This is a genomic window from Curtobacterium sp. BRD11 (assembly GCF_031844345.1).
Taxonomy (GTDB): domain Bacteria; phylum Actinomycetota; class Actinomycetes; order Actinomycetales; family Microbacteriaceae; genus Curtobacterium.
This window is the reverse complement of the sequence record NZ_JAUZUZ010000010.1, coordinates 1-20,060: the sequence shown is the minus strand read 5'-3', so window position 1 is coordinate 20,060 and position 20,060 is coordinate 1. Positions and strand designations below refer to the sequence as shown.

The window sequence follows — 20,060 nt, the reverse complement described above, 5'->3', positions numbered from 1 at the left end:
AGGGGAGGCGCGGGGCCAGCTGGCACCGCGCCTCCAGTCCGTCAGGGGATCGCGTCAGTCGCGACGCGTCTCGAGCGCGTTCGCCTGCGCGACCTTCCCGTACCAGCGCGCCGAGTCCTTCGGCGTCCGTGCGAAGGTCTCGCGGTCCCACGCGACGAGCCCGAAGGTCGGGCGGTAGCCGGAGGCCCACTCGTAGTTGTCGAGGAGGGACCAGTGCTGGTAGCCCAGGACCTCGATGCCGTCCTCGATGCAGCGGTGGATCCCCTCGAGGGCGCCCTGCGTGTACGCGACCCGGCGGGAGTCGTCGGCGGTGGCGATGCCGTTCTCGGTGATCATCAGCGGCACGTGGCCGGAGAGCTCCCACGCGCTGCGGAGCCCCTCGGCCGACGCCTCCGGCCAGAACTCCCACCCGGTCAGGGTCGTCTCCACGTCGTTCGACACGGGCAGCGGCCCGTCCGGCCCGATGAAGGTTCGGGTGTACGCCTGCACGCCGAGGAAGTCGTCGCCCGCGGCCTGCTCGAGGTACCAGTCGTCACGCGGGTAGCCGTACTCGCGGAGCATCTCCTCGGAGCCGGGCTCGCCGTTCGCGCGGAACGCCTGCGTGGCGATGGTCCAGCCGGACTGGAGCCCGGCGACCTGGGACAGGACCTCGCGGGACCGCTTGTGCGACGCGAGCAGCTGGTCCGCCACGTGCAGGTCCGGGTTCGGCAGGCCGTAGGCGACCAGGTTGGCGGCGTCCTCTCCCCCGGCGAGCATCGCGGCGATGTTCGGCTCGTTGATCGTGCAGACGTAGCGGACGCCGTCCTGCACGACCGGCAGCGCGGCCTCGGTGTAGCGGGCGAACAGGTCGGCCGCGTCGTCGGCGCGCCAGAAGCCGTCGCGCTCGAACCAGCGCGGCACGGTGAAGTGCATGAGGGTGACGATCGGCTCGATGCCGGCCTCGTGGCAGGCCTCGACCATGCGGCGGTAGTGGTCGACCTCGGCGCGGGAGACGTGACCGCGCTCGGGCTCGATGCGTGCCCACTCGATGCTGAACCGGTAGGAGTTCAGGCCGAGGTCGGCGGCGATGCGGATGTCCTCGCGGTAGCGGTGGTAGCTGTCCGCGGCGTCGCCGGAGGGCTCGACGATGGTGGTGTCCGGTTCGTGCTCGTGCACCCACCAGTTGCTGTTGACGTTGTTGCCCTCGATCTGGTGGGCGGCGGTGGCGGCACCCCAGAGGAAGCCGTCGGGGAACTGCAGCGTGGTGATGATGGAGCCTTTCAGGTGCGAGCCGGCGCGTGCCGGCCGAGGAAGTCGTCGAAGAGCGCGATGGTCGCGGCGGGGTTCTCGACGTGGGGGCCGTGGTAGCTCGTGGGGATCACCGCGTACTCGGCGCCGGTGTCCGCCGCCATCTGCCGCTGCCACGGGATCGGCCAGGCACCGTCCCACTCGCCGTGCGCCACGAGGACCGGGAGCCCGGTCGCGCGGAGCTCGGCGGAGGAGTCGGTGTGGTCCTCGAGGATGTGGCCGCCGGCGACGACGCTCAGCGGGCTCGTCGCGTCGAAGCGGTCGCGGACCATCCGGGCGTCGTCGGGGAGCTCCTCGTCCGGACGCCCGGCCCAGAGCGGGTTCGTCGCGTCGAACAGCTGGCGGAGGTTGCCGTCGGTGTCGTGCAGGATCGTCAGCTCGGTGACCTTGCGGTAGGGCCAGCCGTACGGGCCGGAGCAGAACTGCACGAGGGACCGGAACGACTGCGGCGAGGCGATGGCGGCCTCGCGGGCGATGACCCCGCCGAGCGAGTGCCCGATCAGGTGCACGGGCGCGCCGTCGTCGAGCAGTGCCGCGACCCGGACGACGTCGGCCGCTTCCTCGTCCAACGCGTAGTCGGACGGTGCGGTCGGTGCCGCCGAGTCCGCCTGACCGCGGCGGCTGATCGCGACCGCGGTCCAGCCGGCCTCGCGCAGGAGCGGCATGAAGGTGCGCCAGTCCTCCTTCGAGCCGGTGTACCCGGGGACGACGAGCACGACGCCCTTCGACGGTCCGGACGGGACGACCCGGTAGGCGGTGAGCCGCCCGACCGGCAGGTCGATGCCGACGATGTCGACACCCTCGGGCGTGGGGAGGTGCCCGAAGGCCGGGACGGACGGGAACTCGTGCAACGTGGTCATGCGAGCAGTGTCCGCCGCGGGTTGGGCACCGCGTCCAGCAGCGCGACCGTGTAGTCGTCCTGCGGGTGCTGCAGCACGTCGGCCGTCCGGCCCCGCTCGACCACCGCGCCGTCGTGCAGCACCATGATGTCGTCGGTGATGAGCCGCGCGCTCAGCAGGTCGTGCGTGATGTAGAGGAGCGAGACACCCCACTGCTCCCGCAGGTCCTCGAGCAGCGCGAGCACGCCGGCGCGCAGCGTCACGTCGAGCATCGAGACGGGCTCGTCGGCGATGATCACCTGCGGGTCGCTCGCGAGCGCCCGGGCGATGACGACGCGCTGCCGCTGCCCGCCGGAGAGCTGGTGCGGGAGCTTCTGCGCGAACTGCTCGACGGGGGTCAGGCCCACGGTCTCGAGGATCTCGAGCATCCGGCGACGGGCATCCCGCCCGCGGAGTCCGGTGTAGTTCGCGATCGGCCGGGACAGGATGTACTCCACCGTGTGCAGCGGGTTGAGCGCCGCGTACGGGTCCTGGAACACCATCTGCACCTCGGAGCGCAGGTCCTTCAGACCGCGCCTCCCGAGCTTCGCCACGTCCGTGTCGCCGAAGCGCACCGTGCCCGAGGTCGGCTGCTCGACGCCGGTGAGCATCTTCGCGATGGTCGACTTGCCCGAGCCGGACTGGCCGACCAGGGCGAGCGACTGCCCGGGCTCGAGGGTGAACGACACGTCGCGGACCGCCTGCACGGGCTGCTCACCGCGGCGGGGTGCCGGGTACGTCTTCACGAGGTGGTCGACGACGATCGGGTTGCGGGCGGCGCTGCGCTCACGCGACCCGACGGTGGCGAACGACGAGGTCGTCTCCTGACGGGAGACCGACCGCTGCGTCCGATCGGGGAACCCCGGCAGCGACACGACCTCCGCGCGCGGGTCGGCGTAGTGCGACAGGAGCATCTTCGTGTACTCGTCCTGCGGGTCGCGGAGGACCTCGAGCGAGCGGCCGTCCTCGACGATCCGCCCCTCGTGCATGACGAGCACGCGCTCGGTGGCCTCGAGCACGATGCCGAGGTCGTGGCTGATGAGGATCGCCGTGAACCCCTCGGAGCGCTGCAGCTCGATGATCGTGTCCATCACCGCGTGCTGCACGAGGACGTCGAGCGCCGTGGTCGGCTCGTCGAACACCATGAGCTGCGGCTCGAGCGACAGCGCGAGGGCGATCGAGACGCGCTGCCGCATGCCACCGGAGAGCTCACCGGGGTACCGCGCGAGCATCGTCTCGGGCAGCTTCACCTTGCCGATCAGTTCCCGCATCCGGGCGTCCCAGCGCTCGCGCGGCACGTGGCCGTGGGCCTTGAAGACGTCGATGAAGTGGTTGCGGATCGTGCGCACCGGGTTGAGCGCGTTCATGCCGGACTGCAGCACCATCGCGAAGCCGCCCTGGCGCTGCTGCCGGAGTGCCTCGTCGTCGAGGTCGCGGATGTCCGCCCCGCCGAAGACGATGCTGCCGCCGTTGGTGCGCGCCGGCGGCTTCTGCAGCCGGGTCAGCGCGTAGCCGAGGGTCGACTTGCCCGAGCCGGACTCGCCGACCAAGCCGACGAACTCGCCCTTGCGCAGCTGGAAGGAGACGTGGTCGACGGCCTGGACGGCCGTCTGGCCGGCCGACTCGTAGACGACGGACAGGTCGCGGACGTCGAGCAGGACCTCGGCCTGGGTGCCGTCGGACGGGAGGCGCGTGGCGGTGCCGCCACGGGCCTCCAGGCCGTCGCTGGTTGCGCCGCTCATGCGGTGACCTCCTTGCGCTTGCGGCGCGCGCCCTCGCGCAGCCGCGGGTTGGACACGGCGTCGACGCCGAAGTTGATGAGGGTGAGGCTCATCGCCAGCAGGGCGATGCAGAGACCGGGAGCGAACAGCAGGATCCACTGGCCGGTGAGCAGTGCGTTCGAGTTCTGCGCCCAGTAGAGGATCGTGCCCCAGCTGACGATCGACGAGTCGCCGAGTCCGAGGAACTCGAGCCCTGCCTCCGCGAGGATCGCGCTGGTCGCCGCGCCGAAGAAGCTGCCGACGATCAGGCTCGTCATGTTCGGCAGGATCTCGCGGAACACGATGCGCGTCGCACCGTCGCCGGAGAACTGCGCGGCGGTGACGAAGTCGCGGCTGCGCAGGGACTGCGTCTGGCTGCGCAGGACGCGCGCACCCCAGGCCCAGCCGGTGACGACGATCACGGCGATGATGACCGCGATGCCGCCGTTCTGCAGGTAGGCCGCGATGACGATCATGAGCGGCAGGCCCGGGATGACGAGGAACAGGTTCACGATGAACCCGATGACCTCGGCGACCCAGCCGCGGATGTAGCCCCAGCTCAGGCCGATCGCGACGGCGACGAGCGTGGAGAGCAGGCCCGCGACCGCGCCGACGAGCACGGAGACCCGGGCGCCGTAGATCAGTTGGGAGAGGACGTCCTCGCCGGCGGCGGTGGTGCCCATCCAGTGCGCCCAGCTGGCGTCGGCGTTCCGCGCGAAGCCGTTCTGGCTGCCGCCGTAGGGGGCGAGGAGCGGGGCGAACAGGGCGATGAGGACGAAGGTGCCGAGGATGCACAGGCCGATGCGGGCCTTCGTGTTGCTCCAGACGACGCCGAACTGTCGTCCTGCTGATCGGAGCTTGGAGGGGGCCTGCTGGTCGTTGTTCTGCTGTTGCTCGTCTCGGGTCCGTACGGCGACGGTCTCGTTGGGTGTGCGCGTGTTGGTCATCGGCGCGTCCTCGGGTCCAGGACGCCGTACAGGACGTCCACGATGAAGTTGGCGATGAGCACCGACACGGTGATCATCAGGAAGAGGGCCTGCATGAGCGGGTAGTCCTGCCCGATCACGGCGTTGAACAGCAGGTAGCCGATGCCCGGGTAGCCGAACACCTGCTCGACCAGCACCGAGCCGCCGACCACGCCACCGAGCGCCAGGCCGAAGCCGGTCAGGTTCGGCAGGATCGCGTTGCGCGCGGCGTACCGGACGGCGACCGTGCGACCGCGGAGGCCGTTGGCCTCGGCGAAGGTGACGTAGTCGTCACCGAGGGTGTTGATCATCGCGTTGCGCATGCCGATGATCCAGCCGCCGAGGCTCGTCACGAGGATCGTCACGGCCGGCAGGACCGCGTGCCGCAGGACGTCGCCGATGTAGGTGCCGTTCCAGCCCGGGACGCTCGTCGCGGACGACGCCCCGGTGGTCGGGAACCAGTGCAGGACGTAGCCGAGGAAGAACAGCAGCAGGAGCGCCGTCCAGAAGTACGGGAACGTCGACATGAAGCTGCCGGACAGGGTCGGGAGCGAGTCGAGCCACGTGCCGCGCTTCCACGCCGCAGCGACACCGATCAGCGTGCCGATGACGAACGCCAGGACCGTCACCGTGCCGACGAGCACGAGCGTGTACGGCAGTGCGCGGCCGACCAGGTCACCGACCGGCTGCGGGTAGAACGTGTAGCTCGTGCCGAAGTCGAGGGTGACGACCTGGTGCAGGTAGCTGACGTACTGGTCCCAGAGGTTGCCGCTGGGGACGCCGAGCTGGGCCTCGATGGCCTTCTTCGTGGCGTCGGTGACCGGACCGTTCTGGCTGAGCTTCGCGAGCGCCGCGTCGGACGGGCTGCCCGGCATGAGGCGCGGGAGCACGAAGTTCAGCGTGACCGCGGCCCAGAGGGTCAGGACGAAGAGGACGAGTTTCTGGAGGATGTACTTCACTTGCCCGCCTCCTTCTGCTGCGTCTTCTGCTCTTCGAGGATCTGCTTGCCTGCTGCGCTGTCACGGAGCCGGAGCTTCGTGAAGATGAGCAGCGGGGCGGAGTCGTAGTTCTGCGGTGCCATGTACGGGTCCTCGGCGCTCGGCCAGCCGACGAACTTGCCGGTGTTGAACAGGCCCCAGAGCCCGCCGTAGTACATGCCGATCACGGGCAGGTCGTCGTACACGATGGCCTGCAGCTGGTCCAGGATCCGCTGCTGCTCGGCACGGTCGGTCGTGCCGCGGTACTCGTCGAGGAGCTTCTGGGTGTCCGCGTTCCTGTACCGCTCGAAGTTGTTCACCGTCGACTTGCCGACCGGCTGGTAGAAGTCGCTCGACAGCAGCGAGTTGTACGCCTGGAAGACGTCGCCGTTCCCCATGCCGCCCATCGCCATGTCGAACTTGCCGTTGTTGATGTTCTGCTGGTACCCGGCGGGCTGCGGTGCCTGGATCTGCACCTTCACGCCGATCTTCCCGAGGTCACGCTGCACCTGCTGTGCGGCACGGAGCCAGTCCGAGTAGCCGTTCGCGGTCATGAGGTTGATCTCGAGCTGCTTGCCGTCCTTGACGAGCTTGCCGCCCTGCTGCTCGTAGCCGGACTTCGCGAACTCGGCGAGGGCACGGTCGGTGTCCTGCGTGATCATCCCCTCGTCGGGGATCGACGGGTCGAGGTACTGCTCCTGGTTCGGCAGGATCAGGCCGGTCTGGCCCGCGGCGCTGAGGTTGCCCTCGGAGGCGGTCTCGGCGATGCCGTCGCGGTCGAGCGCGTAGGAGATGCCCTTGCGCACGTTGACGTCGTCGTACGGCGCCTTCGTCAGGTTCGGGATGAGACCGATCACGCCCCCGGCGGGGAACCACCACTGGTTCGTGTCGGACGCGGCCCCCCACGTGCCCTTGACGTCCGAGATGAACGAGTACGCCCAGTCGTAGCCGCGCGTGACGGTGTCGAGCTGCGTGTTCGTCGCGGGGAGCACGAGGTGCTTGATCGCGATCTTGTCGGCCTGCCAGTACGTCGGGTTCTTGTCCATCGAGTACTGCTGGTCGGAGTAGTTGCCGAGCACGAACGGGCCGGTGCCGACCGGGTTCGGGTCGCGCCAGGTGACCGGGTCCTTCACCTTCCCGTAGTGGTGCTCGGGGAGGATGTAGGTCGCGCCGATGATGTTGAGGCTCGGGACGTCCTCGCCGTTGAGGTGGAAGACGAGGTGGTCGCCGTCCCGCTCGATGCGGTCGATGTGCTGCCACGCGCCCTTGACGTCCATCGCCGGGAACTTCTTGAGCAGGTCGAACGTGAAGAGGACGTCCTCGGGGGTGAACGGCGTGCCGTCGGACCACTCGACGCCCTTGCGGATCGTCATGTCGATCGTCCGCGCGTCGGGCAGCTCCCACGAGCTCGCGAGCCACGGGGTGCCCTTGCCGTCGAGCGGGTTGATCTCGATGAGCGGCTCGTACATCCACTTGCTCGCGGTGCGGGCGTTCGGGATGTACGGGTTGAAGTTGCGGTCGAACAGTGGGTTGCCACGGTCCGCGTTGATGAGCATCGTGTCCTTGCCGATGCTCGGGTCCGGCTGGGAGCGGACCTGGATGCTGCAGCCGGTGGCCACGAGGGCCACGACCGCGAGTCCGGCGATGGCGGCGGCGATGCGGCCGCGCCGGCGGGCGGGGGTGTGCGGCGCCGGTGGCGTCCGCCGTCCGTCCGGGCGCGGGTCGCGGTGCCCGCGCGTGCGCTGTGGGGGAAGCGTCATTGCTCGGTCGACCTCCGTGTCGAGTGGGTGCTCCGCCCAATGTATGCGCTTACATCGCGCTCCGCAACACGTGGTCCCTTCTGGTGGTCCCCACGACCGAGGGCCGTCCAGGAGAGTTCCGGTCGCACGACATGCCGCCCGTTCGCCGTACAGACGGCAAGTCGGGCGACCGGAGCGGCAGTCGGCGGCATGTCGTGCGACCTGAGCCAGGGCCAGATCCCGACCCGGCGACGCCTACATCGAGGGCGGGCAGCTCTCGCGCAGCAGCACCTCGACCGGCAGCCGCACAGCGCGCGGGGGCCCGTCGCGCCGCTCGAACCGGTCGACGATCGCCCGGACGGCCGCACGACCGAGCTCCCCCATCGGCTGGTGCACCGTCGTCAGGGGCGGCGTCGAGAAGCGCCCGGCGTCGATGCCGTCGAAGCCGGTCACCACGACGTCCTCGGGGACGCGCAGCCCCCGCGCCCCGGCGGCGTCGAGCACGCCGAGCGCGGACTGGTCGTTCGAGCAGATCACCCCGCGGGGGACGTCGACTCCGTCGAACAGGGCCGACGCGAGCTCACGAGCCCGTGCGCGCCCGAAGTCGCCGTGCACCACCCGCACGTCGGACGCCGCCAGGTCGTTGTCGGCGAGCGCCTGGCGGAAGCCCGCCGAACGCTCGATGTCGTCCGGAGAGTCGATCGGCCCCGCCAGGTACGCCAGCGAGCGGATCCCGAGCCGACCGATCACGTGCGAGGCGAGCGTGCGCATGCCCGCGGCGTTGTCGACGCTCACCGAGTCGAAGCCGTGCGAGCGCCGGTCGTCCGCGAGCACCACGACCGGGATGCGCCGGGCGACGTGCTCGAGCAGGTCGTCGGGCACCGTCTGCGCGAGTACCGCGAGGCCGTCGACCCGACCCGCGACGTCGTTCACGATGACGTCCCGCGAGGACCCCCGCCCGGCCGCCACCATCAGGGCGAGCCCCCGCTGCCACGCCTCGGTCTCGGCACCGCGCAGGACCTCGTCGAAGTACAGGTTCGACGAGAACGGTTGCGTGACGTGGCGTCGGTCGTCGACCACCCGGACGCCACCGTCCGTGACGAGGTCGGGTCGCTCGTCCGGGACGACGTCGAACCCGGGCAGCAGCAGGCCGACCACGCCGGTCCGCTTGCCGGCCAGGGCGCGTGCGTTGCCGGACGGCACGTAGCCGAGGCTCCGGATCGCCGCCTGCACGCGGTCGCGGGTGCCCTCACGGACGGCGTCCGGCGTGCGGAGCACGCGGGAGACGGTGGCGATGGACACGCCGGCCTGGGACGCGACGTCGTAGACCGTGGGAGGTGCGGTGCGCTGCGCGCTCATGCCGTGCCTCCCGTCCGACGTCCACCCGGCCGCAGCACCGGTGCGCGGCCGCACCATCCTAGGCACGGGCCCGGCTCCGACTCCTCCACAGGCCGGCCGACACCCTTGCGCTCCGCGGAGGGGCGGGCGCAGACTGTTGCGACCTCAGAACGTCCCGTGAGGAAGCGCACCACGACGGTGCCCACGCACACAGGAGGAACTCTCGATGTCCCAGCAGACGCGGTCCGGCAGCAAGCACGCCATCCGACTCACCACCGACGAGGCCGAGGTGCGCGACGCGCTCCTCGACCACACCGAGCACGGCGCGACGCTGTCCGCCCAGGAGATCGACGGGTCCGAGGAACCCACGACCAGGGCCTGACCAGCCGGGAGGCACGGGTCGGGTCCGCCTCGTCGGTCCGGCCGGTGCCTCCCGGCCGGTGCGCCCGGGTGGCGAGTGCGGCCGGTCGCTCCTGACCGGTGCGCCCGGGTGGTCAGTGCGCCCGGGTGGTCAGTGCGCCTGGGTGGCGACCGGCTCGCCGTCGCCGAGCAGCTCCGGGCTGCCGACGATCGCCATGCCCGCACCGCGCAGGCGCCGACGCTCCTGCGCGATGAACGCGAGCAGGCGGTCGTTGGTCCCCGCGACGTGCGCCGCCAGCAGCTCGGCCGCGCGGTCGGCCTCGCCGGCACGGACGGCCTCGAGGATCGCGCTGTGCTCGTCCCACGCGGCCTCGCGCGCCTCTGCGGTGCGGACCTCGATCCACCGCGTCCGCTCGAGTCGAGTGAGGGCGTCGGCGATCGCATCGGTGACGAAGCGGTTGCCCCCGAGCGCGGCGAGGTCCAGGTGGAACGTCGAGCCCATGCGGATCCCGGCCTCGCGGTCGGGTGTGCTGCGGAGCTGGTCGAGGTGCGCACGGACCTCGTCGAGCTGCTCGGCGGAGGCGCGCTCGACGGCGAGACGCGCCGCGGCGGGTTCGAGCACGCCGCGGAGCTCGGCGAGCGACGCGATCTCGTCGAGGTCGATCGGGGTCACCGTCCACGACCGCCCCTCGTGGAGGATGAGCCCCTCGCGCTCGAGCCGTGACAGCGCAGCGCGCACGGGGGTCCGCGAGGCGTGGAAGCGTCCCTCGAGTCCGCGCTCCGAGATCCGCTCTCCGGGGGCGATGTCGAGGGTCAGGATCGCCGCGCGCAGGTTGTCGTAGAGCTGGCTCGTCTGCGACACGGGCACGGCGGTCTCGGTCGTCTCGGTCACGGCGGACCAGCGTAGTGCAGATCGACGCGTGTTGGTATACCGTCCTGGTACACCAACCGCTCCCCGATCGAGACGACGTGCCCGCGCAGACCACCACCGCCGCTCCGCCCGTCGTCCCCGCCAGGGCGTGGACCATGCTCGCGCTCGGCGTCGCGGCACAGGCCGCCGGGACCCTCGTCGTCTCCGCCCCGGCGCTGCTCATCCCGCACCTGCTGGCGCAGGGGATGCCCTTCGCGTCGGCGGGACTGTTCGCGGCCGCCCCGACGATCGGCCTCGTCCTCACCCTCATCGCCTGGGGCGCGGTGACCGACCGCGTCGGCGAACGGGTGGTGATCGCCGGCGGACTCGCGCTGACCACCCTGACCGTCGTCGCGGCGTGGGTCACGGCGGGCGACCCACTGCTGCTCGGGGTCGCGTTCCTGGCGGCGGGCATGACGAGCGCGTCGACGAACGCGGCGAGCGGACGGGTCGTGGTCGGGTGGTTCCCGAGGGAGCGCCGCGGTCTCGCGATGGGCATCCGGCAGATGTCGCAGCCGCTCGGCGTGACGCTCGCTGCCGTGACGGTGCCGCTGCTGACCGAGACGCACGGTGTCCGGACCGCACTCGTGCTGCCGTTCGTGCTGTGCGCGGTGCTCACCGTGCTCTGCGCCGTGAGCATCGTCGATCCCCCACGGCCTCGGCAGGCCCGGGCAGCGGCGGCGACCGCGACGATCGACGGGGGCCCAGCGAACCCGTACCGGGCGTCCGGGTTCCTGTGGCGGGTGCACCTCGTGTCGGTGCTGCTCGTCGTGCCGCAGTTCACGCTCTCGACGTACGGGCTGGTCTGGCTGGTGGGCCTCGGCTGGTCGACGCCTGCGGCCGGGCTGCTGGTCGGCGCCTCGCAGTTCGTGGGGGCCGTCGGGCGCATCCTGGTCGGCGCCTGGAGCGACCGCGTCGCTTCCCGGGTCGGGCCGTTGCGCGTCGTCGCGGTGGCCGCAGCGGCCGTGATGGGCGCACTCGCGCTCGTCGACGTGTCGCACTGGGCGCCCGCGGCGGTGTTCCTCGTCATCGCCACGAGCGTCACCGTGGCGGACAACGGGCTCGCCTACACGTCGGTGGCCGAGGCGGCGGGGCCCTCGTGGTCGGGCCGGGCGCTCGGTGCGCAGAACACGGGGCAGTTCCTGGCGGCGAGCGCCGTCGGTCCCGGTGTCGGTGCACTCGTCGGGGTGCTCGGCTTCGCAGCGTCGTTCGCGATCGTGGCTGCGCTCCCCCTGCTCGCGCTACCGGTCGTCCCGCGCGACGACGTCTCCCACGACTGACGCCCAGCACCGCCCCGGGCAGCTCGACGCCCGGCACGCGACCCGGAGGAGCCTCGCCCGCAACACGCAACGTCGGCGGTTGCTCGCAGGGGTGTACCGCTGCGAGCAACCGCCGACGTTGCGTCCGGCGGAAGGGGCGTCCGTGCGAGGGGCCTCCGCGGCGGACGGGGTCAGGCAGGGACGGCGGGACCGACCGGCCAGCGCAGGAGCGCGGACGCGGGGGCACCGCTCGGCAGCGACGCCGCGTTCACCAGGACGAGTTCGGCGTCGGTCAGGACGACCGCCCGGACGAGTGCGCACACCGCCGGGACCTGCCCCAGCACCGACGCCCCCGCGGCCTGCTCGGGAGCGGTGGCGACCCAGGGTGCGGCATCGAGCGCGTACAGCGTCCGGTCCCCGAGCGCACCGGCGTCGAGCGTGACGACGGCTGCCTGGGCCTGCTGCAGCGCGGACACGACGGCACCGATCCCGCTGACGCTCTCGTTGTCCCCGCGACCCTCGTGCGTGCGGAGCAGGTCCTGCACGTCGTGCCGCCGCGACGCCAGGACGCGGGCGAGGGCGAGGTCGACGTGCTGCACGAGCGCCTTCTCGGAGGCGTCGTCGGCGCGCGGGTCGACCGCGACCTCGGTGACCAGCGCCCGGGTCGACGTCGAGAGCTCACCACGCAGGAGTTCGCGGGCACGGATGTCCCCGGCGAGCACGATCAGCCGGGGCGCGGTCGCCCGGACGGTCTCCTCGATCGCGGCCGCGACCTCGCCGGCGGTCTGCTTCCAGATCTCCTCGGCGTGCTGGTGCCAGTGCGGCTGCTTCCACCCGGCACCGGACTTCGCCTTGTGCAGCGTGTCGGTCCGGCCCTGCACGCGCTGCTCGTCCTCGGCGGCGCCGGTGGGGGCGTGCCCGAGTCGGTAGCTGCGGAAGCCGCCGCCCTCACGTCCGACGGTGACGACGAGGAACGGCAGGTCGAAGGGCCGGTGGGCGAGCAGGGGCAGCAGGTCGGGGACGGCGCCGGTGCCGATCGACTCCTGGCCGTGCAGGTGCCCGGGCAGCACCTCGCTGAGCACGAGCTCGTCGTCGCGGACGAGCACGTACCGGGCGACGGGTGCGGGCACGCCGGGCTGTTCGACGAGCTCCTCCTCGATGATCTGTGCGGCACGCTCGGAGCAGCCCTGCCCCGCGAGCGCATCGGAGACGGTCCGACGCTGGAGCGCGGCGATGCGGCGCGGGTCCTCGCGGTTGCCCGACGCGTCGACGTAGGCCCACGTCCAGGTGCCCGGCGTCTGGAGCGCCTGGACGATCTCGGGCTGCAGGGCGCTGGTCTCGCGGGTGGTCTGGGCCATCAGCGCTCGCCCTCCTCGTCGGTCTCGGTCGTGAAGACGGCGTCCGATCCCCCGCCGACGCCCGATCCGTCGTCCTGCAACGACCCCTCGAGCTCGCCGTCGTACCCGGAGGCCGTCACCGTCTCGGCGTCGTCGGTGTCGTCGGGCACCGGTTCGGACTGCCGGAACTCCTCGACGTGTGCGTTGCTGCCGTGCCCCTGGACGATGCTCTGCGCCTCGTGCGCGAGCTGGTCGTCGAGCTCGGGTCCGTGCGTGCTGTTGCCGCGATCGGTCATCGCCTGCCCCTTTGCGTCGGTGCCGCCGACGTCGCTGTCGGGCCGCCTGCGGCTTCGGTGTTGTGCGTGCTGACCACGGTGCGCGCTCGGCGCTGACCACGTTCGGAGGTCGGAGCGAACACGCAGCCAGCGCGGTGCGGAGCGGCGACGGCCCGCCCCGAGGCTCGCGTGAGCGGACGGATTCGCGTCGCCGCGACCGCGAACGTGTCCGCGGAACCGAGTCTCGCGCGTGCCGCACCGCACCGCGTCGCCGGAGGCACCGGGCCACGGTTCGGTCACGACGTTCTGTGGATACTTCGGGAATGCACAGCCTCGCTCGGTTTTGTGCTTTGCTGGCTCCGACCCCGCTCAACGACGAACCGGAGCCGTGATGACACCCATCCCATCGAGAACCGTCCTGTCACGACGGAACCTGCTCGGACTCGGACTCGGAACAGCTGCGGCGGGGTTGCTCGCCGGGTGCGCCGTCCCGGGATCGACGAACGTCAACAAGGCTGCGCTGGTCCCCGCGGCCGCCGGTGGCGAGACCGTCCAGATCACCTACTGGGCGTGGCTCAAGGACCTCCAGAAGGTCTGCGACGTCTGGAACGCGAAGAACCCGCGCATCCAGGTCACCGCGAACTGGATCCCCGGGGGCAACGCGGGCGGGTACCAGAAGATGTACTCCGCGCTCGCGGCCGGCGGCGGTCCGGACATCGGGCAGGTCGAGTTCCGGCAGATCCCGGAGTTCATGCTCGCGAACGGCCTGGTCGACCTCGCCCGGTACGGCGCGAAGGACGTGCAGTCGAAGTACGACGAGGCCGCGTGGTCGCAGGTCGAGTTCGTCGACGGCGTCTACGGCATCCCGCAGGACACCGGCCCGATGGGCTTCTACTACCAGACCGCGATCCTCGAGCAGGCCGGCGGTCAGCCCCCGACGACGTGGGACGAGTGGCGCGACCTGGCCGACAAGGTGCGCGGCACGGGCAACGGCAACTACCTCGAGGTGTTCCCGGTCGCCGACGCCTCGCCCTTCGCCGCGTACGCGCAGCAGGCAGGGGCGCGCTGGTTCCGGACCGACGGCGACGCCTGGGTCGTCGACATGACCGACGACAAGACGATGATGGTCGCCGAGTTCTTCGACGGGGTGATCGACGACAAGCTCGTCGACACGAGCGCGGGGGCGTACTCCCCGGGCTGGTACGCCGCCGCCGCGAGCGGCAAGATCGCCGCGGTCACGAGCGCGAGTTGGGGCGACGCCCTCATCCAGTCCGTGCAGGGCGGCGAGGGCAAGTGGAAGGTCGCCCCCATGCAGACGTGGGGCGACACCGGCTACGGCTCGAGCTCGATCGGCGGCTCGACGGCCGCCGTGCTGGCGAACGCGAAGCACCCGGCGGAAGCGCTCGAGTTCATCACGTGGATGACGACCTCGAAGGAGGGCGTCGACGCGATGATCAAGTACTGCGGCATCGGGTGGTCCCCGGCGAAGGACTACATCGGCAAGGCGCGCCAGCAGCCGTCCGAGTGGTTCTCCGGGCAGAACTACAACGAGGAGGTCTTCGTCCCCTCGGCCCAGGAGCAGAACCTGGAGTGGTCGTGGTCGCCCGTGACCCAGTCGGCCTTCACCAGCCTGCAGAACCAGTTCCGCCGCAAGCTCACCGGTGGGCTGAAGCTCACGGACGCGGTCGAGCTCGCCCAGCGGGAGATCGTCCAGTCCTTCAAGGACAAGGGCCTCAGCGTCAGGACCGCACGATGACCGCCACCCAGCCGGGATCCGGCTTCCGCACGAGCACCAAGGCCACGAGCGCCCAGAAGCGCGCCCCGTGGATCCTGCTCGCCCCGTTCCTCGCCCTGTTCGTGCTGACGTTCATCATCCCGATCATCAGCGCGCTCTTCCAGAGCTTCACCACCGTCGACCGCGAGGGCCTGTTCGGCGAGGACGGCGTCACCGGCCGCTTCGCCGGCTTCGACAACTACGTCACCGCGCTGAACGACGCCGGGTTCGTCGGCTCGATCTGGCGCATGCTCCTGTTCGGCATCGTGCAGGTGCCGGTGATGATCGTCCTCTGCACGATCCTCGCGCTGCTGCTCGAGTCGGCGAGCGCCCGCTGGCCCGCCTTCTTCCGCGCGGTCTACTTCATGCCGTACGGCGTCCCCGGCGTCATCGCGACGATCCTCTGGTCGTTCCTCTACGTGCCCGGCCTGTCGCCGATCGTGTCGCTGCTGCAGTCGATGGGGCTGCAGCCGGACTTCCTCGGCGCGAACAGCGTGCTGTGGTCGATCGCGAACATCGTCACGTGGACCTACACCGGCTACAACATGCTCATCATCGTGGCGCAGCTCAAGTCGATCCCCGGCGAGGTCTACGAGGCCGCGAAGATGGACGGCGCCGGCCCCTTCCAGGTCGCGTGGCGGATCCAGATCCCGCTCATCGCCCCGGCCCTGGTGCTCACGACGGTCTTCTCGATCATCGGCACGCTGCAGCTCTTCGCCGAGCCGCAGATCCTGTCGACGGTCGCGCCCGCCATCGACACCGAGTACACGCCGAACTACGCCGCGTACACGAACGCCTTCGCGTTCAACGAGTACGGCGTCGCGAGCGCGCAGGCCGTGATCATCGCGCTGGCCGCGTTCATCCTGTCGTTCGCGTTCCTCGCGCTGACGAACCGCGCGCCGAAGAACGAGCGCGACCAGAAGAAGCGGGCCAAGCGCGACGGCCTGGAGGCGCGGCGTGCGCTCCAGACGCGCGGCACGTCCGCCACCGGGTCGCGACCCGCCACCGGCGTCGCGGACCGCAGCACCACCACCGGAGCCGCGCCGCGCCTCCAGGCCGACAGCAAGGGGGCGGAAGCATGACCAGCGAAGCCATCGAGGCGCCAGTGACCAAGCAGGCGGCCGAGCCCGTCGACACCACGTCGATCACGGCGCACCAGCGCCGCAAGCTCGACCGCTCCCCCCGCTCGCAGATCGTCGTGACGGCCATCCTGGTCATCGTCGCGGTCTACTTCCTCGTGCCGCTGTACTGGGTCGTCATCGCGGCGACGAAGACCACCGGCGCCCTGTTCGCGACGAACGGGTTCTGGTTCGGCGGCGAGTTCGCGCTGTTCAGCAACATCCAGCAGGTGTTCTCGTACGACGGCGGCATCTTCGTCCGCTGGATCGCGAACAGCGTCCTGTACTCCGGCGTCGGCGCGGTCCTGGCGACCTACTTCGCCGCGGCCGGCGGGTACGCGCTCGCGAAGTACGAGTTCCGCGGGCGGCAGCTGGTGTTCGGCACGATCCTCGGCGGTGTGCTCGTGCCGGGGACCGCGACGGCGCTGCCGCTGTTCCTGCTCTTCTCGACGATGGGCCTGACCGACACGTACTGGAGCGTGCTCATCCCGAGCCTCGTCTCCCCGTTCGGGCTGTTCCTCTGCCGGGTGTACGCCGCCGCCTCGGTCGACACGGCGCTCCTCGAGCAGGCCCGCATCGACGGTGCCGGCGAGCTGCGGATCTTCCACACGATCGTGCTGCGCCAGATGACCCCGGCGCTCGTGACCGTGTTCCTGTTCCAGGTCGTCGGCATCTGGAACAACTTCTTCCTGCCGCTCATCATGCTGGCAGACCAGAAGCTCTACCCGATCACACTGGGACTCAACAACTGGCGGGCACAGGTCGATCGTCTGCCAGAGTTCTACCAGCTCACCACCGGCGGCGTGCTCGTCTCGGTGATCCCGCTGGTGATCGCGATCATCGTCCTGCAGCGCTTCTGGCGCGGGGGCCTCACGGAAGGATCGGTCAAGGGTTGACCATCGCTGCTCACTCGTCCTCCACCAGCACCACGCCCGAGGCGCTCGACGCGCTCGCCTCGACGGCACCGGGCTCGGACACCCGGCTCGCGCCGCGGGCCTGGTTGCACACCGACGCCCCGTCCCTGTCGCTCGACGGGGACTGGGACTTCCGGTGGTCGCCGGTCGCGGACGTCCCGCTCCCGGGGGTGGAGGACGGGTGGGGCAGCCTCCCCGTGCCGTCGCACTGGGTCCTGCACGGGCACGGCGCGCCGAGCTACACGAACCTGCAATACCCGTTCCCGATCGACCCGCCGCACCCGCCGGAGGAGAACCCGACCGGCGACCACCGCCGCACGTTCGAGGTCCCCGCGTCCTTCGACGCCGCGGCCCGGGTGCTGCTGCGCTTCGACGGTGTCGAGTCGCACTTCCGGGTGTGGCTGAACGGGTCCCTCGTGGGCTGGTCGACCGGATCCCGACTCGTGACCGAGTTCGACGTGACCTCGCTGCTCGTGCCGGGGTCGAACGAGCTGCTCGTCCGGGTGCACCAGTGGTCGGCCGCCTCGTACCTCGAAGACCAGGACCAGTGGTGGCTGCCCGGCATCTTCCGCAGCGTCACCCTGCTCGCCCGACCGACCGCGCCGATCGACGACGTGTTCGTGCGCGCCGGCTGGACCGCGACCCTCGGCAACGCCGCCACGGCCGGTACGGCTGCCTCCGGACGGCCGGAGACCGGCACGGGGACGATCACGTTCCCGACCCTCGACGCCGCGTTCCCGGTGCGCTTCCGGGTGCCCGACCTCGGTGTCGACGTGACGTGGGCCTCGGCCGACGAGGTCGCGCCGATCACCCTCGAGGGCGTCGAGCCGTGGAGCGCCGAGGTCCCGAAGCTGTACGACGCGACCGTCTCCACCGGCACGGACGCCGGCGGCCGCGCGGGCGGCGAGACCGTCGCGCTGCGCCTCGGCTTCCGCACCGTGTCGATCGTCGGCGACCGGTTCCTGGTGAACGGCGAGCGCGTGGTGTTCCACGGGGTGAACCGGCACGAGACCCACCCCGTGCGCGGCCGCGTCTTCGACGAGGAGCACGCCCGCGCGGACATGGCGCTCATGAAGCGGAACAACGTCAACGCGATCCGCACCTCGCACTACCCGCCGCACCCCCGTGTGCTCGACCTGGCGGACGAGCTCGGGTTCTGGGTGGTCCTGGAGTGCGACCTCGAGACCCACGGCTTCCTCTTCACCGACTGGGTCGGGAACCCCTCGGACGACCCGGCCTGGCGTGACGCATACCTGGACCGCATCGCCCGGACGGTCGAGCGCGACAAGAACCACGCGTCGATCGTCATGTGGTCGCTCGGCAACGAGTCCGGCACCGGCCGGAACCTCGCCGCGATGTCGCAGTGGGTGCACGACCGCGACGACGAGCGCCCGGTGCACTACGAGGGCGACTACACCGGCGCCTACACCGACGTGTACTCGCGGATGTACCCGACGCTGCAGGAGACCGAGTCGATCGGCGGCGGCCCGGAGACCCCGCTGCTCGGGTGCGGTCCGGCCGAGGCCGCGCGGCAGCGGACGAAGCCGTTCCTGCACTGCGAGTACGTCCACGCGATGGGCAACGGACCCGGCCAGATCCAGGAGTACGAGGACCTGGTCGACAGGTACCCGCGACTGCACGGCGGCTTCGTGTGGGAGTGGCGGGACCACGGACTCCTCGCGCAGACCGCGTCGGGTGAGGACTACTACGCGTACGGCGGCGACTTCGGCGAGGTCGTGCACGACGGCAACTTCGTGATGGACGGCCTCGTGCTGCCCGACGACTCCCCGACGCCGGGGCTGGCGGAGTTCGCGGCCGTCGTGGCCCCGATCCGGTTCTCGCTGTCGGACACCACCGTGCTCGTCGAGAACCGGTACCACTCCGCATCGACCGCGGGACTGCGCTTCCGCTGGACCCTGTCGCGGAACGGGGTCGAGGAGGCCAACGGCCGCTTCACCGCCGGCGTCGTCGCGGCCCGGCAGTCGGCCACGGTCCCGGTGCCCGACGAGGTGCTCGCGGCAGCCGCGGACGCCGCGTCCCTGGCCCCCGGCGACGAGCTGTGGCTCGACGTGACGGCGGAGCTGGCGGGGCCGACCGCGTGGGCGGACACCGGCCACGTCGTCGCACGCACGCAGCGGCTCGTGGCGAGCCGCGCGGCGGACGTGCCCCGGGCCTCCCGGCAGGGCTGGGACGGCGACCGTCTCGGCGACGGGACCTTCACCGCCCGCGGTGACCTGGTGTCCTGGAAGGGGCACGAGGTCGCCGGGCCGCGGCTCGAGCTGTGGCGCGCACCGACGGACAACGACAGCCTGGCCTCGCAGGGCGGGTACGAGACGGCCGACCCGGTGCTGACGAAGGGCGTCGGCGACCCCACCGCTCCGGCGTCGGCGGTCCGGTGGCGCGAACGCGGGCTCGACCGGTTGACGCACCGGCTCGTGTCGGTGTCGCGGACCGACCACGGCCTCGAGCAGCGCGTCCGTGTGGCGGCGGCGAACAGCGGGTGGGGCGTCGACGTCACGCACCGCTGGACCCTGACCGACGACGGACTGCTGCTGCAGACCGACGCGGTGCCGTTCGGGGCGTGGGACGTCACCTGGCCGCGGATCGGCGTGCGGTTCGACCTGCCGGCGTCGCTGCTCGACGAGGACGCTTCGTGGTTCGGGACCGGACCGGCGGAGTCGTACGCGGACTCGTCGCGTGCTGCTCGGGTCGGCCGGTTCAGTGCGCCGGCGCGGGCGCTGACCGTGGACTACTCGATGCCGCAGGAGACCGGACACCGGCCGGGGCTGCGGACGCTGTCGGTCGGGCCGTTCACGGTGTCGACCGTCGGGGCGCACCGGGCGGGCTTCACGCTCTCGCCGTCGACCGCGCAGGAGCTCGGGCGTGCGATGCACCCGTACGAGCTGCCGACGCCGGAGCACGCGTACCTGTACCTCGACGCGGCGCAGCACGGGCTGGGGTCGCGGGCGTGCGGGCTCGACGTGCTCCCGGAGCACCAGCTGTGGCCGCAGGCGTTCTCGTGGAGCGTGGTGCTCGGGTAGGGGCGGCGCGGCGCTGCGGCGCTCCGCGGCGCCTGCGCGCCGCTGCGGCGCTGCGGCGCTCCGCGGCGCCTGCGCGCCGCTGCGGCGCTGCGGCGCTCCGCGGCGCGACCTGCTCGCGCACAACCGGA

General features: G+C 71.3%; 15 protein-coding genes and 1 pseudogene. 6 read left to right on the top strand and 10 right to left on the bottom strand.

Annotated features, from left to right (window positions below):
• Positions 1 to 54: 54 nt before the first annotated feature.
• From Q9R28_RS16690 to Q9R28_RS16660, 7 genes are all read right to left on the bottom strand, one after another.
• A complete protein-coding gene (locus Q9R28_RS16690; protein WP_396137177.1) occupies positions 55 to 1,251 on the bottom strand; it encodes a glycoside hydrolase family 1 protein in 1,197 nt (398 codons plus the stop codon).
• An 8-nt stretch (positions 1,252 to 1,259) separates the two neighbouring features.
• Positions 1,260 to 2,147: an alpha/beta hydrolase gene (locus Q9R28_RS16685; RefSeq protein WP_311206659.1), complete on the bottom strand. Its 888-nt coding sequence runs from the start codon at positions 2,145 to 2,147 to the stop codon at positions 1,260 to 1,262.
• Positions 2,144 to 3,907, bottom strand: coding sequence for an ABC transporter ATP-binding protein (locus tag Q9R28_RS16680; protein WP_311206658.1), 1,764 nt, complete (start codon positions 3,905 to 3,907; stop codon positions 2,144 to 2,146). The genes Q9R28_RS16685 and Q9R28_RS16680 overlap by 4 nt, the downstream gene beginning before the upstream one ends.
• On the bottom strand, positions 3,904 to 4,872 hold the full coding sequence (locus Q9R28_RS16675; RefSeq protein ID WP_251160510.1) for an ABC transporter permease: 969 nt from the start codon (positions 4,870 to 4,872) through the stop codon (positions 3,904 to 3,906). The genes Q9R28_RS16680 and Q9R28_RS16675 overlap by 4 nt, the downstream gene beginning before the upstream one ends.
• The gene (locus Q9R28_RS16670) at positions 4,869 to 5,849 is read right to left on the bottom strand and encodes an ABC transporter permease (protein ID WP_066651916.1); all 981 of its coding nucleotides are present in this window, start codon (positions 5,847 to 5,849) and stop codon (positions 4,869 to 4,871) included. The genes Q9R28_RS16675 and Q9R28_RS16670 overlap by 4 nt, the downstream gene beginning before the upstream one ends.
• Complete coding sequence (locus Q9R28_RS16665; protein ID WP_311206657.1) at positions 5,846 to 7,627, bottom strand: ABC transporter substrate-binding protein; 1,782 nt, start codon at positions 7,625 to 7,627, stop codon at positions 5,846 to 5,848. Before Q9R28_RS16665 ends, Q9R28_RS16670 begins: the two co-directional genes overlap by 4 nt.
• A 234-nt stretch (positions 7,628 to 7,861) precedes the next feature.
• On the bottom strand, positions 7,862 to 8,965 hold the full coding sequence (locus Q9R28_RS16660; RefSeq protein WP_209684160.1) for a LacI family DNA-binding transcriptional regulator: 1,104 nt from the start codon (positions 8,963 to 8,965) through the stop codon (positions 7,862 to 7,864).
• Between the two features lie 205 nt (positions 8,966 to 9,170).
• Here Q9R28_RS16660 and Q9R28_RS16655 point away from each other — a divergent pair, with 205 nt between their 5' ends.
• On the top strand, positions 9,171 to 9,326 hold the full coding sequence (locus Q9R28_RS16655; protein ID WP_158407723.1) for a hypothetical protein: 156 nt from the start codon (positions 9,171 to 9,173) through the stop codon (positions 9,324 to 9,326).
• Between the two features lie 129 nt (positions 9,327 to 9,455).
• Here Q9R28_RS16655 and Q9R28_RS16650 read toward each other — a convergent pair whose 3' ends face one another.
• Complete coding sequence (locus tag Q9R28_RS16650) at positions 9,456 to 10,196, bottom strand: GntR family transcriptional regulator (RefSeq protein WP_307810403.1); 741 nt, start codon at positions 10,194 to 10,196, stop codon at positions 9,456 to 9,458.
• A 134-nt stretch (positions 10,197 to 10,330) separates the two neighbouring features.
• Between Q9R28_RS16650 and Q9R28_RS16645 the strand changes: the two genes are divergently transcribed.
• On the top strand, positions 10,331 to 11,494 hold the full coding sequence (locus tag Q9R28_RS16645) for an MFS transporter (RefSeq protein WP_251154409.1): 1,164 nt from the start codon (positions 10,331 to 10,333) through the stop codon (positions 11,492 to 11,494).
• 170 nt (positions 11,495 to 11,664) lie between these two features.
• Here the strand turns inward: Q9R28_RS16645 and Q9R28_RS16640 are convergent, their stop codons facing one another.
• Together Q9R28_RS16640 and Q9R28_RS16635 are read right to left on the bottom strand one after the other, a co-directional pair.
• Positions 11,665 to 12,831 (bottom strand): Vms1/Ankzf1 family peptidyl-tRNA hydrolase, encoded by a 1,167-nt coding sequence (locus Q9R28_RS16640; RefSeq protein ID WP_209684164.1) that lies wholly within the window; start codon positions 12,829 to 12,831, stop codon positions 11,665 to 11,667.
• Complete coding sequence (locus Q9R28_RS16635) at positions 12,831 to 13,106, bottom strand: hypothetical protein (protein ID WP_251154157.1); 276 nt, start codon at positions 13,104 to 13,106, stop codon at positions 12,831 to 12,833. The genes Q9R28_RS16640 and Q9R28_RS16635 overlap by 1 nt, the downstream gene beginning before the upstream one ends.
• Positions 13,107 to 13,476: 370 nt before the next feature.
• On the opposite strand from Q9R28_RS16635, the gene Q9R28_RS16630 reads away from it, so the two are divergent.
• The 4 genes and pseudogenes from Q9R28_RS16630 to Q9R28_RS16615 all read left to right on the top strand — a co-directional run bounded on the left by Q9R28_RS16630 (position 13,477) and on the right by Q9R28_RS16615 (position 19,932).
• Positions 13,477 to 14,841, top strand: a complete 1,365-nt coding sequence (locus Q9R28_RS16630) for an ABC transporter substrate-binding protein (protein ID WP_251160513.1) — start codon at positions 13,477 to 13,479, stop codon at positions 14,839 to 14,841.
• Positions 14,838 to 15,755: pseudogene (locus Q9R28_RS16625) on the top strand (carbohydrate ABC transporter permease); the annotation flags it as partial. The gene Q9R28_RS16630 and the pseudogene Q9R28_RS16625, both read left to right, overlap by 4 nt.
• Before the next feature lie 209 nt (positions 15,756 to 15,964).
• A complete protein-coding gene (locus tag Q9R28_RS16620) occupies positions 15,965 to 16,873 on the top strand; it encodes a carbohydrate ABC transporter permease (RefSeq protein WP_374109357.1) in 909 nt (302 codons plus the stop codon).
• 2 nt (positions 16,874 to 16,875) lie between these two features.
• Positions 16,876 to 19,932 carry a glycoside hydrolase family 2 TIM barrel-domain containing protein gene (locus Q9R28_RS16615; RefSeq protein WP_396137176.1) on the top strand — a complete coding sequence of 1,019 codons (3,057 nt, stop codon included), beginning with the start codon at positions 16,876 to 16,878 and terminating at the stop codon, positions 19,930 to 19,932.
• Positions 19,933 to 20,060: the final 128 nt, after the last annotated feature.